General features: G+C 49.6%; 11 protein-coding genes. 2 read left to right on the top strand and 9 right to left on the bottom strand.

The genetic code is table 11. From position 1 onward, the window contains the following. Positions 1-115: 115 nt before the first annotated feature. Positions 116-838, top strand: coding sequence for a cysteine hydrolase family protein (locus tag OGY10_RS19405; protein WP_008785644.1), 723 nt, complete (start codon positions 116-118; stop codon positions 836-838). A gap of 94 nt (positions 839-932) precedes the next feature. Beyond that, positions 933-2,555 carry a serine hydrolase gene (locus OGY10_RS19400; RefSeq protein WP_286577236.1) on the top strand — a complete coding sequence of 541 codons (1,623 nt, stop codon included), beginning with the start codon at positions 933-935 and terminating at the stop codon, positions 2,553-2,555. Between the two features lie 59 nt (positions 2,556-2,614). Here the strand turns inward: OGY10_RS19400 and OGY10_RS19395 are convergent, their stop codons facing one another. The 9 genes from OGY10_RS19395 to OGY10_RS19355 are packed head-to-tail and all read right to left on the bottom strand — an operon-like array spanning position 2,615 to position 14,533. After that, the gene (locus tag OGY10_RS19395; RefSeq protein WP_003825861.1) at positions 2,615-2,974 is read right to left on the bottom strand and encodes a hypothetical protein; all 360 of its coding nucleotides are present in this window, start codon (positions 2,972-2,974) and stop codon (positions 2,615-2,617) included. After that, positions 2,958-3,482 carry a chemotaxis protein CheW gene (locus tag OGY10_RS19390; RefSeq protein ID WP_008785646.1) on the bottom strand — a complete coding sequence of 175 codons (525 nt, stop codon included), beginning with the start codon at positions 3,480-3,482 and terminating at the stop codon, positions 2,958-2,960. Before OGY10_RS19390 ends, OGY10_RS19395 begins: the two co-directional genes overlap by 17 nt. Positions 3,483-3,493: 11 nt before the next feature. Continuing rightward, on the bottom strand, positions 3,494-5,170 hold the full coding sequence (locus OGY10_RS19385) for a diguanylate cyclase (protein ID WP_048236647.1): 1,677 nt from the start codon (positions 5,168-5,170) through the stop codon (positions 3,494-3,496). 17 nt (positions 5,171-5,187) lie between these two features. Further along, a complete protein-coding gene (locus OGY10_RS19380; RefSeq protein WP_008785648.1) occupies positions 5,188-5,547 on the bottom strand; it encodes a response regulator in 360 nt (119 codons plus the stop codon). Positions 5,548-5,569: 22 nt separating this feature from the next. Next, complete coding sequence (locus OGY10_RS19375; RefSeq protein WP_252429445.1) at positions 5,570-7,702, bottom strand: hybrid sensor histidine kinase/response regulator; 2,133 nt, start codon at positions 7,700-7,702, stop codon at positions 5,570-5,572. An 11-nt stretch (positions 7,703-7,713) separates the two neighbouring features. After that, a complete protein-coding gene (locus OGY10_RS19370) occupies positions 7,714-9,126 on the bottom strand; it encodes a CheR family methyltransferase (protein ID WP_258736726.1) in 1,413 nt (470 codons plus the stop codon). Further along, a complete protein-coding gene (locus OGY10_RS19365; RefSeq protein ID WP_286577228.1) occupies positions 9,123-10,190 on the bottom strand; it encodes a chemotaxis protein CheB in 1,068 nt (355 codons plus the stop codon). Before OGY10_RS19365 ends, OGY10_RS19370 begins: the two co-directional genes overlap by 4 nt. Next, complete coding sequence (locus tag OGY10_RS19360) at positions 10,187-12,277, bottom strand: methyl-accepting chemotaxis protein (protein WP_008785652.1); 2,091 nt, start codon at positions 12,275-12,277, stop codon at positions 10,187-10,189. The genes OGY10_RS19365 and OGY10_RS19360 overlap by 4 nt, the downstream gene beginning before the upstream one ends. Positions 12,278-12,322: 45 nt before the next feature. Next, a complete protein-coding gene (locus OGY10_RS19355; protein ID WP_353655384.1) occupies positions 12,323-14,533 on the bottom strand; it encodes a sensor domain-containing phosphodiesterase in 2,211 nt (736 codons plus the stop codon). Positions 14,534-15,000: the final 467 nt, after the last annotated feature.

The raw sequence follows: 15,000 nt of genomic DNA, 5'->3' as shown, positions 1-15,000 counted from the left end.
CAATATTCCCAGCGTCCTGAACAAATGCCCCGTTCTGAAACCATGCCATATTTACCAGCGCTATTTAATAATCAGATAGTCACTATCACATTAGATAAAAATACAGGTAAATTTTATGAGCAAGATGAGCATGTCAGAAATCTATTCTGAACCAGAGGCCTATGGCTTACCACGCAAAGGTATAACACTTAATAATAAGGAAGCTGCGTTGGTGGTAGTCGATCCACAGATCGATTTTTTAAGTCCTCAGGGTATTGGCTGGGAGGTTTTTAAAGACAGCATTATTGAAAATAATACTGTAGAAAATCTCGAGACGTTGTTCAAAATGGCAAAAGAAGCACAAATGCCTGTTTTTATTTCTCCACATTATTACTTTCCGCACGACCATAAATGGCAATCTACCGCACCGGGAGAAACATTTATGCACGGCACTGGAATGTTCAGTCGTAAAGGTCCACTGACGATGGAGAATTTTGAAAATTCCGGCGCAGACTTTTTACCGCAGTTTAAGCCATATATTTATGATGGCGAAACGGTCATTGCCTCACCGCATAAGATTTTCGGACCAGAAACCAACGACCTGGTACTGCAATTAAGAAAACGCGGTGTCTCACAGGTCATTCTCGCCGGTATGGCTGCCAATCTGTGTATTGAATCCCATATGCGTGAATTGATTGAGCAAGGTTTTGAAGTTGTCGTCGTTAAAGATGCGACAGCGGGTCCGCGCATTCCGGAAGGTGACGGTTATCTCGCCGCTCTAACCAACTACCGCATCATTGCCAATGATTTATGGGACACCGACACCACGGTTGAAAAGGTAAAGGCAGCAGCTAAGTAATAGCTATGAGTACGGTTACCGAGGGTAATTGTATGTACAACATCGCTCATCCATTAGCCATCAAAATAAATTTCATTAAGCGCGGAGCTTTTCCATGAATCTTAAGTTAAAGGTTATTTCGGCATGTATTTTACTTTCCATGTCTGTTTCAGCTACTCAAGTATTGGCCGCTGCCAGTACAAATGAGACAACTTACTTAGTTAACCGTGGTGATCCACAATTAAAGGTCAACGGCAAATATATCGATCAGATCATTGCCGAGGTAATGGCGAAAAATAATCTGCCGGGTTTATCCATGGCGATTGTTCAGGCGCCTTATATTCCGCGCTCAGCGGGATACGGTCTGGCAACGGCTGCCAATGATGAGCTTGCTTCCACCAAAACCATGTGGGGAATTGGCCCTATCACGCAAGCTTTTACTGCAGTCGCAGTAATGCAACTGGTAGAGCAAGGTAAATTGGATCTTAATACTCCTGTGAGTGTTTATTTGCCTGGCCTGCCGGAAAGCTGGCATAACATTACGATTCTGGAATTAATGCAGCACTCATCCGGGATCCCTGATTTCAGATCTTTCGGCTATAAACAAGAGCAAAAATATACACCTGCACAGCTGGTGGATCTTGTTAAAGATAAACCGCTCGAATTTAAAAACGGCACGGACATCAACTCCAGCGCAACTGACTTTATCCTGTTAGGTTTGGCTATCGAGAAAGTCAGCGGAATGAGTTACGTAGACTTCGTCAACAAATACCAAATTGCGCCGTTAGGTCTGCAAAGCACCATGTTCGCAAAAGACATGCCAACGAAAGCATTCCTTGATCGCCCGACGCCTGATAAGCAACACAATCAGCATTCGAAATTTAAGTCAGAAATTGACTGGATCAACCCTGTTGAGCCTGCAACAGGTTACGTCGCAGCGGGTGACAAACTGGCGCCTGTTGGCGCGATCGCCACTGATAATCTGTTCGCCTACGGTGGTCTGTGGTCGTCAGCGGAAGACATCAGTAAGTGGGATATCGGTCTTGCCGGCAGCACGCTGGTTAAAGACAAAAAGCTGCACGACATTATCTATAGCCCGGCAAAACTGAAAAATGGCAAAGTCGTGCCTGCCATGGCCGGCTGGGAATTTACCCGCCATCCTGGTTTTCTGGAAATCAAAGGAACCACAGGTGGCTTTAGTGCCTATCTGAGCCGCTTTACCGCCGGTGATGAACTGGTTTGCGTGACAATGCTGACCAACAAAGAAGGCGTAGACATGACTCAGGTGGCTCGTGATATCGCTGAAGCCTATAAAATCGGGCTGGGTTCTGGGTTAAATTCAGAGAAGATCAAAAACCAGGAAAGTAAATTCTCAGTCGATGAGACGGTCTCCCGACTGAAAGCCATTCTGAAAAGCGAAGGCGTTCCGGTATTCACCGAAATTGATCACGAGAAAAATGCCGAGGGCGCGGGAATGAACCTGAGGCCAACGAAAGTCCTGGTATTTGGTAACCCTAAAGTCGGCACAAAACTGATGCAGGATAAACAGGGTGTCGCGCTGGATCTGCCGTTACGTGTCTCCGTATGGCAGGATAAGATCGGGCGAGTTTGGGTCGGTTATGAAAACCTGGATGACGTAGCAAAAACCTACGATCTTCAGGACAAGCAGACCATTGATAAGATTGACAACTTTATGACTAAGCTGGTCAGTCGGGCTGTTGATGCTTATATCCAGTAACGGGATTTAGCACTCCCAGCGTTCTCATGCTGCGGGACCGTTAAAGCTCCCGCAGCGTGTCAGCGCCAGCTTAATAGCGGGCTAAACGCCTCACGTCCCACCAGGGCACGAAGCGCAGGCAGATGACAGTTACGCGCCAGAAGCGGAGGTACGGCAAAAATAATGTCGCCGGAGAGCATCACATTCTCAAGTTGTCCCCATAGGTACCAGCCGGTTTCAACGCCACTGTCCGGGACGCGTAGATGCAAATGCCATCCCTCCTGCGGCTCATCCGCAATCCCCAGCCACTGGCTAAATCGGGGGATTTCAGGCACAACCTGAGTCACTAACGAACACACACCAACCTGGTTTGCCGGTATATACAACGTTAGCGCTCCCAAAGTAATACGTACCGCCGCCAGATTAGTGGGTGCCGTCATAACCGCTGGTCTCCTGATAACGCTCAAAGACCAGATTCAGATCGAGCAGCGTGTACCAGGTTTCTATCACGTTAACCACCCCCACAGCGATGCTTTGTAACGCCGGGGGCAACGAATCTCCTGGCAAATGAATCTGGCTTTCGGCGACTTCCAACACATCAATCAGTTTATCTATCAGGATCCCACTTTGCATTTTCTCGGCGCAACCAATCAGAATAGTGCGCTTACCTGCCGAATTAACGGTAGGTTTATCGATCAGGCTGTCCAGTCTCATAACCGATTCCACCCGTCCACGATAGTTGATGACCCCTTCAAGCATTGGCGCGCAACAGGGAACCCAGGAGATCGGGCGCTCAGCAAGGATCTCTTTAATTTGCGCCCCATAGAAGGCAAAATTTTTACCCGCCAGTTGAAATAACACCAGCGTACGCTGGGGTTCATCAACGTTTTCGCACTCCGGCTTTTCACCATGGTTCAGCGCAAGAATCTGCTCCAGCTGTTGGCTCATATTGACTCCTTTTACTCGGCAATGCAGAAAGTGTTACGGCCATTTTGTTTCGCGGCATACAGCGCCTGATCGGCGCGTTCGCGTAGCGTTTCAATCCGATCGCCAAACTGCCACTGGGCAATACCCGCGCTGAAGGTACTGTGAAAACTGGCGTCGTTAACGGAAAATGTGACCTGCTCGTAATCCCTACGCAATCGTTCGACCACGCGCGCGGCCTTGTCACTGCTGGTGTTGGGCATAATGATGACAAACTCTTCACCACCATAACGGCCAACGATATCGGTGCTGCGTAAGCGATGGGAGAACAACTGCGAAATACCGACAATTACCTGGTCACCGACCGCATGACCGTAGGTATCGTTAATACTTTTAAAGCGATCCAGGTCCACCATCACCATACAAAACGGGTTGCCGCTGTAGTTCGACTCGGCAATCGCGCTTTTGAGAAAATGGGTGGTCGTTGAGTGGTTATATAACCCGCTCAGACTGTCCTGCGACATGCGTGCACGCAGGACGCGCATTCTTTCCGCGCGAATCGATACGGCGCGGATCAGCTCCTCAGGGTCGCTCTGTTTGAGGATAAAATCCTCCGCGCCAATGCTCATTGCTCCCAACTGCGCATGCTTATTGGTCTCGCTGGAGAGATAGGCGATAGGCAAGCCAATATGCTGCGGTATTTGACGAATCAGTTTTGTCAGTTCCTCACCGCTGAACTCCGGCATGTGATAATCCATCAACACCAGATCGATCGGCTGCGCATTCAGTACATGCAGTAGATAGTGAGGTTTTTCCAGCACATGCACTTCCATGCCCGCCAAGCGCAGCATCTCCGCGTTGTATTCCGCCACCGCCGGTTCGTCATCGATCAACAATACCTGGTAAGGCTTTTTCAGCGACGGTTGAGTCAGGCGATGAAGTTCCTGGACTAAATCGGTGATAGAGGCAGGTTTTACGTAGTAGCCATCACAGCCGGATTTGATGGCGTTGACGCGGGCATTGAAATCGCTATGGCACGAGAGGAACAGTACAGGGAAAGGTTTGCCCACTTTTTGTTTCAAATCCGACATTGCCAGCGGTCCACCGTAGGCGTTGTCCGGAAAGCTAACATCCATAATCACCACGGCAGGCGGTTGCGACAATACGGCCTGAGTGAAATCCTGCGTGTTCGCGAACACATGGCAGGTAAAACCAAAACAGCGCAGTTGGGTCGCGAGAAGCTCGACCTGGTCAATATCATCATCACACAGGTAGATAGGCTTACTGGCCCGCCGAACATATCCCTCTTCCGGGCGCTGTGCGGCGATCGGTAATGTGAACTCCGTATCGCTGATACGATGTTCAAGATTGAGCTGCTCCTGAGTCAGGGTGTACAACCACCTGATGATTCGCCGCAGCTCATCGTAATGCAATGTGCTTTGCTCTGTTTCCGGTTCTGTTAGTAAACGCTCACCTTCTGCTGAGGCATTCGCCAGCGGGCTAAAGCCAAAGGACCCTGCCGAACCGTGAATACTGTGCAGCAGGATATGTAGCTGTTTGCGACAGGCTTCGCTAGGCTCTGCGACCAGTTGAACGAGTAATCTTTCCGCTTGTGCCAGCATGTCGGGAATTCGGCGTAGAAACCCCTGCCGCAAACGCGCTATTTTTTCCTGCGCTGCCGCCATCGCTATATGCTTATTTTCTTGTTTCATCAAACACGTAGGCTTATTCAGTTAATCGCAGATGGTTGCAGTAGCGCATTGACAGCAGCCCCCAGATTTTCCGCGAGGTTTTCATCTTTTTTCACCCAACGGTCGTACAGAGCGTCGCTGCCCGTTACTTCATTGGCACTCAGTAAAATAAAAGGCTTAGCCCAATCCTGAGCGCGTAACAGCGCCAGCAAATCCAAACCACTGATCTCTGGCATATGCAGATCGCTAATCACCAGGTCGATGTTGTTATCCGAGTCCAGGCACGCCAGGGCGGAAATCGCGCTTTCCACAATCACCACATCGTAGCCGTCCATTTGCAAAAATATGGATGCCAGTTCAGCCGCAAAAAGATCATCATCAACTAATAAAATTCGCATTTTCTCTCTCGATTTTGCGCCATCAGCACAAAAGCATTTTTAATGTTTTTATCAAACTGTCCTGCTCGAAATCGCCCTTGGCGATGTAGGCATCCGCACCCACCTGAATCCCCCGTCGCCGGTCCTCTTCCTTCGCGCGGGACGTCACGATGATGATTGGCGTATGCTGGTAGTTTTTCTCCCCACGCAACGATTTGGTGAAGGTGAAACCATCCATAAACGGCATTTCGACATCCGTCAGTACGGCATCAAACTGGGTCAGTTTCGCTTTTTGCAGCCCCGACAGCCCGTCTTCTGCCAGAGTCACCTGATAGCCGTGCGCTTCCAGCACGTTCTTTTCTATCTCACGGGTATTCAGTGAGTCATCGACCACCAACACATGCCAGGCATCCTGCGTTACGCTCGTGGCGGGCGCTGGTGTACTGGTTTGCCGTGATTGTTGCGCCATCGCCATCAGCGCGGGAACGTGCAGGATGCTGACCAGTTGGTTATCCGGTGTTTGTACCATCCCGGAGACCAGCGACTGCTGTTGCATATGCTTCGGTAACGGTTTGATCATCATCTTGCGTTCATCGAGCAGCTTATCCACTTGCAGCGCCATTTTGCTGTACTGGTTCTGCACCACGATTAATCGCTGTCCGGGCGTTGAAAAGCTGCTCTGGCGTTCATGAATGCCCAGTAAGCTACCTACGCAAACCACCGGGATAAACTCGTTATGCAAGATAATTGCAGGACGTCCGGCGATATCGCTGATCCCCTGTGGCGTGCATTCCACCACCTCAACCACATACTGCGCAGCCAGTCCAAAAAGGTGCCCCTGCTCTTCAAATTGCAAAATCCGCATCATGGTTAACGAAACAGGCAACCGCAGGTTAAAGCTGGTTCCGACTCCCGGACGGCTATAAACCTGCAAATCGCCTTGCAGGTCGGTCACCACCGTTTTGCGCACCACATCAAGACCAACACCGCGACCAGAAAGCTCGGAGACTATCTTGCTGGTCGAAAAGCCGGGATGAAAAATCAGCTCATTACATTCTTGCTCGGAGAGCTGCCCGACCATTGAAGCGGGAACAAGACCTTTACTGACCGCCTTCGCGCTGATGGCCTCATAGTTCAGACCACGGCCATCATCTTCGATACGCAGTAATATCCCGCTGCCGTCCTGCTGAGTAGTGATGGTAATCGTGCCGCGAGTGGATTTACCGAGCGCCAGACGTTCGTCGATCTCACCAATCCCGTGATCGACGGCATTACGCAGTAGATGAGTCAGCGACTCCGAAAGCCGATCAATGAGCTGGCGGTCGATTTCCACTTCTCCGCCAACAAAGCGGCACACCACCTGCTTGTTCAGTGTGGAAGCCAGTTCGCTGACCTGCAGCGAAATGGGTTCAAACAACGTTGAAAGTGGCAGCATACGGATCCGCGCCGCCACATCGTATAGTTCAAACATCTGTAAATGCTGGAGCTGAACGCTTTCTTTTAGCTGGGCGCTAAAGTCATGGATCTGCTGGCGAAGCTGTTCAGCACTCAATCCCGGTAACCGTGGTACCAGTTGACTCAGGTTTTGTATCTGCTGTTCCAGGCGATCATGTCCGGCGAGCACCTCCCCCAGAATGTCGATCAGGCCATCGAGCTTATTCAGCTTTACCCGAACGAAATCCGCCTGCTTAATTCCGGCATCCATGCTGGAAGGTGTCGCAGGCGCTGGGACTACCGGTTTTTCTGTTGCCCCGGCAGTTTCGACAGCCAGCGTGATATCCTCTCCCCGACTGGCGCGGGCAAGGCGTTCGCACAGCCCGGCATCCGCCGGTGGCAACTGATTATCCCCTTCGCTGACAAAAAGCTGGGTAAGCTGACCAGAAAGGTACTCCACAGACTCATGGATCAGATTGCCCAGCGCCCTGTCCGGCGTCAGTTTGTTATCACGCAGTTCACTCAATACATCTTCAAGATGATGCGTGACATCGGCAATACTTTGCAGCTTCAGCATCCGCGCGCCCCCTTTCAGGGTATGCGCAGCGCGAAACATCTCACCTATCCAGGCGTCAGTATGTTCATCAGCGGAGAGGAGAAACGCCCCTTCGCTGATCGTCTGCAAATGACCTCTCCCTTCATCAATAAAGCGCAGAACGAATTTTTTCAGATCGATAGCCATAATCGCTCTTATTAGCCACTTTGATGGGCGAATTGCGCCAGTTGATGTTCACACAGGAAACGAAACGTATTGCCAGGAAATACCATTGGCAAACGCAGACGACAAACCGATGACGGATTGTTTATCTCGTCGTTCAGTAACTGCATCACCACACGATAAGTCCGTTGAGCAGGCTGGTATAACTCGCTTTGCCGGTACATTTCAGCCAGATAATAGTGTGCAGGCCAGTAGCCAGGTTCCTGATAAACCACCTGTTTGAACCAGGCGATGGCCTGCTGGGTCTGGTGTTGCCACATCATCGCCAGTCCGAGCAGCATCTTGGCCTCTGCCGACCACTCATCCTGGGCGAGGATCTGCTGTGCGTTTCCGGCTGTTTGAGAAAACTCACGCTGTTCGAGGGCAATAACGCCCTGGATCAAAAGCGCATCCTGATTACGGGGATCGTCGCGTAATACACAGGCGATACACTTTTCAGCTTCAGAAAAACATTTTTCATCGAGACTGGCGCGCGCTTTCTTCAGCCAGTCATTACTCTGCTGCGCCGTGGGCACCAGAGGAACCTGTTCAACCACCGCTCTCGACTGCGGAATGCGCACCGCAACTCTGGGGACAGGCACAACCCTTGCCGCTTCACGATGGTGGCAAAAATAGAAAATCCCCTCTTCCTGCTCCAGCTTCAGAATGTCGAAATTGTTAGCCAGCGTTTCCGCATTGCCAAAAAATAAGGCTCCCTGCGGTTGCAACATCTTCAGCAAATTACCGTGCAGCTCGCGACGCGTTGGCGTATCAAAATAGATGGACACATTGCGCAGCAAAATGATGTCCACTTCCGGCAGTAACTGTTCTTTTATAATGTTGGTGCGATGGAAGGTGACCTTCTCACGGATCTCATCATGCAGCCGGTAGAGGTTTCCCGAGCGGGTAAAGTAGCGTTGCTGAATACTCGGGTCGACGCCGCGAAACGAGTAGCTTGAATAGCAGGCGTTGCGGGCTTTTGCCAGGATTGCTGGGTCAATATCACAGCCGTAAATTTCAATGCGCTGGGCCATCCCGCCGAGGTATTTCTCATGCAGCTTGATCGCCAACGAGTAGGCTTCCTCTCCGGAAGAGCATCCGGCACTCAGAATTCGCACCGGGCCGCTGCGCTGTTGCAACAGACGCGGGATCCATTTATCGCAGATTAAATCCAGCGTATCGCTTTCACGGAAAAAATAGGTTTCGTTAATCGTAATCAGCGTGATGAAACTATCAAACTCATTCTGCGAGCTACGCAGTTGTTCATAGTATTCATAGTAATCATTGATTTTTCGCTCGGACATTCGCCGACCCAGCGCCGTTTTCAGCAATGCTTCCATGGCGTTATCGAAGTGCAAACCGACCCGTTCTTTGATCAGGCGCGCATAGTCAGGAAGATTAGGGATCATGGCAATTTACTCTCAACATTCCCGTGGCAAGCCATCGAAAGCAGTACCGCAGCAAGACCATCCAGAGGGATCGTGCGGTGTATTAGTTGCTTGTCGATCGCGTTCTTATTCATACCGAATACCACCGAACTTTCTTCGTCCTGCGCCAGCGTTGTTCCGCCACGGCGGACAATAAGCTCAATGCCGCGGCAGCCATCGCTGCCCATGCCGGTCATAATCAGTCCGACGGCTTTTTCGCGAAACACCTCAGCCACCGACTCCAGCAACAGGTTGCAACTGGGATGGTAAACGTCGCTTTCCTGTCTTGGGATTGCCGCTAAACGCTGGTTGCTTTTAACGATCAGGTGCTGCTCCGGCGGCAATATATACACATACCCCGCTTCCACCCGATCGTCCTCCTGCGCCAGTCGCACCTTCAGATCGGTCACGCTATCCAGCCAATGCACCATATTTTTCGCGAAGCCATCGGCAATATGTTGGGCAATAAGTACCGGGCACGGGAACGTACCGGGCAGATCCTGTAACAGCTTACTTAGCGCCTGCGGCCCGCCCGTCGAACAGGCAATCGCCAGCACAAAAGGCCAGTCTTGTGGCGTTTTTACAACGTCTATCATCGGTCGTGTAGTGGGGATTACCGGTTCGCTTGGATAGCGTAATCCCTTGATATGTCGAATGACTTTTACACCGACCAATAATTCTACTTTACGATGCAAAGCATCCGTTGAGAGTGGTGAATCACTGCTATGGTGCAACACCGCCAACGCACCACGGGAAATGTAGTCATCATCCCATTGATTCTCTGGATAAAATCTCATGACAAGGATCGGGATTGCGCTGGTTGCCATGATCGTTTCCACGATCTCGACGTTATCGGCGCTCGAGACATCCAGCGTCAGAATCAGCAGGTCAGGCATCAGCTGTTGCAACAGTCGGATCGCCTGCCTGCGATGGGCTGCTTGCCCCACCACCTTAATGTGCGGGTGATCCTCCAGTTGCCTGACCAGCTCATTACGCGATGCGCTGCCCAGGTCGAGGATCAGCACCCGAATGTTGCTGCTATTCATGCATCTGTTTCCGTCAGTGTGAATGAGGATGAAGCCTCTTTCAGCGCTTTCGACAGTTGTGTCATATCCTGACTGACAACCAGAATGTCTTTGATAGATTGCGAGGTATAGTTACTGGCAACAACGATCTCACGTAGCGCCATGACCACCTGATTACTCGCCGTTTTCTGTTGCTGTGTTGATAGCGATATTTGTAGCGCCGCCGTCGAGGTTTGCTCAGCTGTAACAACGATATCGTTCAGATGTTCAGCACTGACTTTACAGGCTATTGCGCCCGCTTTAATGCTCTCGCCGCCTTTTTCCGCGTTCAGCACCAGACGATTAATCGCGTTTTGGATCTCGTTGATCTTATTTTCAATTTCAACCGTCGATTCCGTCACCGAATCCGCCAGACGGCGGATTTCAGCCGCCACCACCGAGAAACGCTTACCGGCTTCCCCGGCGCTGGCAGCTTCGAGCGCTGCGTTAAAGGCGATAAGTTTCGTCTGATCCGCGACGCTGTTAATGATCACCATCACGCGACTGATTTCCGTCGACTTATTACCAAGCATCATGATTTCACGCATATTTTGCTGATTGTCGGTATCAATATCCGTCATACGCATCAGCAATTGCGACATCGACTCGGAGCCTTTATTGCAGTCCTCGAGCGTCTGGTTGGCAATATCCACAACCGCCCGTGAGTGTTCGGCTATCTGTGTCGATGAGGCAGACAGCTCTTCCATGGTGGAGGTAATTTCAGCCACTGAAGATGAGGTTTCCACGCTGGTTGATGCCTGCCCATCGACCGCTTCGGTAATATGCAAAGATGCCTGATGTACCGAATTTGCATGAGAAACCATACCGCCTACCAACGAGTGCAGACGCTGACGCATCATCTCCACCGCACTCAGCAGTTCGCCGATCTCATCGTGGTGATCGACCTGAACATCCACCGTTAAGTCGCCTTCGGCAATGGTTTGTGCAATCCCCAGGACACGATTTAAGCGCCGGGAAATCAGGAAACGGCTGGCCACAGCAATCAGCAGTAAAATGATGGGCAGCAGCAGCGCGGTAAACAGCAGCAGACCGTTACGCACCAGATTGCTGCTCTTGGCGACATCATCAACATAGTTGGTGGTGGCGATTATCCAGTTTATCCCTTCAACGTATTCATAAACGGCAACTTTGGTCTTCGGCAATGCGCCATAACCGCTCACCCAGTTGTAGTAAGTGATGCCATTCTTGTGTTCGAGCATGTCGGCAAACAGCTTAAAACCATTGGCATCGGTAATATTAATTGCCTGCTGGTTGCTCAACGAGGGGTGGACCAACATACGACCAGGTTCAAATCCGGCATCCAGCACATAGGCGTAGCCATCTTTACCAATATGCACATTCAACAAACGCTGAATGATCGGTTGCAAACTCTGTTTGACGTCGAAACCCACCGCGACGGCCCCCACGACCTGACCATATTTGTCGGCAATCGGTTCGTAGTGACTAATAAACTGTTTACCGAACAGTGTGACCACACCGGAAAAGGGTTTATTTTTCAAAAGCAGCGGCAACGCAGGATTATCATGCCCTAGCGCTGTTGCTGTTGCCGTATTGCCTGAACTCGCCAGTAACGTACTGCTGACACGTACAAATTGCTCGCCTTGCAGAATAAACGTACTGGCAAATACGCTGGTTAATTCTGTGAAGTGCGCGTTGGTGTTCGGGTTGCTCAGCACCGCTTTTAATTCAGTAGAGTCCATATAACGCAGCGGTTTATTGGCAACGTTTTGATAATTATTAATATAAACATTGCTGTAATGTTCCGCATCACGAGTCACACGCTGAAACTCGTTAGAAATACTGTTGTGGAATATCCGCGTGTTGGTTTTAATCATCTCCAGCGCATTGACCTGCAATTCTCTGGAAAGATAAGACGATAATATAAAAGAGGCGCCAATCAGCAACGTTGCGATACAAACAACCAAAATCATACCGAGCTTCATCGCCACACCGGGATGGATGTTGTGCAGCCAGGACAATAGTCGAGCGCGCGGTCCCTCACTGGTGGTATTCGCCGTTCGATTTTTTACTTTAATAATGTCACTCATGATTTTTATTCTCTACCTGAGAAGAAATTACTCTTTTTTTGGTCATCAGGAGCTAGCGCCCTGTGATTCGAGCGTGAACAGCGGCGTAGGTTTGCCAATGTGATATCCCTGTAACCAGCCCACATTCATTTTTTCCAGACAGGCCTGAATAGTGGCGTTCTCGACAAATTCAGCGACCACCTGCATTTTTTTCATTTCAGCAACGCGGCAGAATGACTCAACGATGTAGTAACTAATTTCACTTTCGGTGATCCGTCGAATAAAAGAGCCATCTATTTTCAGGATATCTGCTTCGATATTCATCAAGCGCGCATGACTCGCAAACCCGGTGCCAAAGTCATCAATTGCCACCCGACATCCCAGCAGACGTATTAAACGTAGCGTTTCCACGGTTTGTTCTTTGTCTGATAACGTATCTGCTTCCGTTATTTCAAAAATAATCCGCTGTGGCTCCACCGCGTAGTCGTGCAGGAGTTGGGTGATCTTCATGACAATATTTGAACGACACACCGTCACCGGTGCCAGGTTAATAGAAAAACAATGCTGCGGGTGGTTACGCATAAATTTGAGGGTATTTTCGATAACCCAGAGATCGATATCCGGTGCCAGCCCCGCATCATGAGCAACCGGCAGGAAACTGTTCGGTGGAATAAATTCTCCCCGTTCGTTAAGCATACGGATCAATATTTCATGATACGGCGCTTCACCGTGGGTACTAACTATTGGCTGTGCCATCAGGACAAACGCATTGTTATCCAGCGCATTTTGCAGCGCAGTGCGAATTTCCGTTTTATCAACAATGTGGTTGCCAAGGATCCGGCTATGCTGCGCCTCAAGGTTTTCCGGCCTGCCGTTGGTGAGTGATAAACCCGCCACCATGCCCAGTTTCCCCACCAGCTGATAAATGTCATCACTTAGATCGTTAATCAGGCAATAGCCCAAACCACTGCGAAAACCCAACCGATGGTTGTTGTAAAAGAGACGAAAACTGTTGGCGGCCTGATACAGATCGCATAGCCGCTCCCAGGTGCCATTTTCCAGCCGAATGAGCAGATCATAACCCGCGTGGTAATAGACTTTCTCGCTTTTCACCAGATGTCTGCGCAAATGCTCAGCAAGGATCTTCTGGTAGCGGGCGCGGAAATGAAAACCATAGCGACGCGAAAAAAGCTCCAGCTCGGGGATCTGTATCAGACATACAGTCGCGCGTTCAGTGGTAAATAGCTCCGTCTTCAGCGCCCGTAAATTTGCCATGCCTGTCATCGGGTCAGTCAGCCCCAGCAGCAGCGCCTGGTTAAAGCGCTGACGGGTAAATTTTGCCAGTACCCCCATGATCACAATGGTGAGTGAAAAGACAAAGATCAACGTCGAAACCAGCGCCTGATGCAGCATGAAGTTAACATCGCTGGCGATATAGCTGTCGTTATGTTTGCCTAAGATGATTAATACGATCGTCCACACCAGCATTGTGAACAAGTGGCCAATCTTGATTGCTCCCCACAACATCAACGGAAATAACAGGATCAGGCTATAGATAGAGAAAAAAACATCCAAATTATCCGGTGATGTTAAGAAGAACATCAGAAAAAACAGCAAGATGCACCATGATATAACGCCGTAGACGCCGATATTGCCTTTACACTGTTCAGCAATGGCCCGCAGAAAGGTCAGCAGGAAAGACGGTCGACGAATGATGCGGTAAATCTTGTAAAATAAAGGGATCCCCGTCAGGCAACCGTTGATGATCCCCTGAATACGTACCAGCATGCCCAGACTCAACGCCGGAATGTTATCCACATCGGGGCGTTGTCCGTGGGCGACAAACATTGCAAAGAGTTTGCTGAACACCAGATACAGCAGGACGTTGTAGCCACAAAGCCAGAGCAGACGATTAAAGCTAATTTTGATGCGACCAAAGCTAACGCAGCTGCGTCTGCCGGTGAATTTGCGGTACGCGGCATAACTTAAGGTCGACGCGATGATCAGGCACAACGCATCTACCCGTTCATTTTGCGGACCGACCACAAACATGACCGTCAGGAACAGAAGAAACCCCGGCAACACCCGAAAACCGAACAAGACCAATGCGGCAGAAAATACGGCTAGCTTGAGATCGTAAACTGTTAAAATAGTATTATTGAGAATGCTATAACCGTTAAGATATTGTGCCAGCGGGTAAAAAAGGCCAGGTAAGACAAGTGGCAGGCACCATTCCCGAATGTTTTTTATCGTGTTTGAATTTATTATTGCGTCCAAATCAATTTATCCGCTATGCACTATACCAATAGGACTTTAATCCAGACTCGAATGTCACAAACAAATCCTTTTGGGTCAGCCGATGAACCATAGCAAAATTGTCAACATTGACCGCGCACTGAGAAAATAAAATAAGGTTCTATAATGAAGAGAGCATGTTATTCATATCAAATCAGGAAATAAATACCCATTTATAGACAAAAATGGACATCCGGTGGGGATGAAATCACTAAAATGCCTGTCCAAAAAACTGCTAATTCATTGATGTTTAGTAAAAAACAAAAAAGCCTTTGTCAGTTTCCCAACACCTCCAACCAGTACGTATAAAAAAATCTTCTCAAGCACCATGAATGTCAACATTAATATCCTGAAAGGGGCATTCAGAAAATGTATTTTTATGTACACTTTTGCCTATTGACGAAAAGAGCAGCGTTATCTATATTCGCATACCGTTATTTTTGTCATTA

It is taken from the genome of Citrobacter sp. Cpo148, assembly GCF_030332375.1.
Taxonomy (GTDB): Bacteria; Pseudomonadota; Gammaproteobacteria; order Enterobacterales; family Enterobacteriaceae; genus Citrobacter; species Citrobacter portucalensis.
Note: the sequence above shows the minus strand (reverse complement) of the source record. Positions and strands in the feature narration are given on the sequence as shown.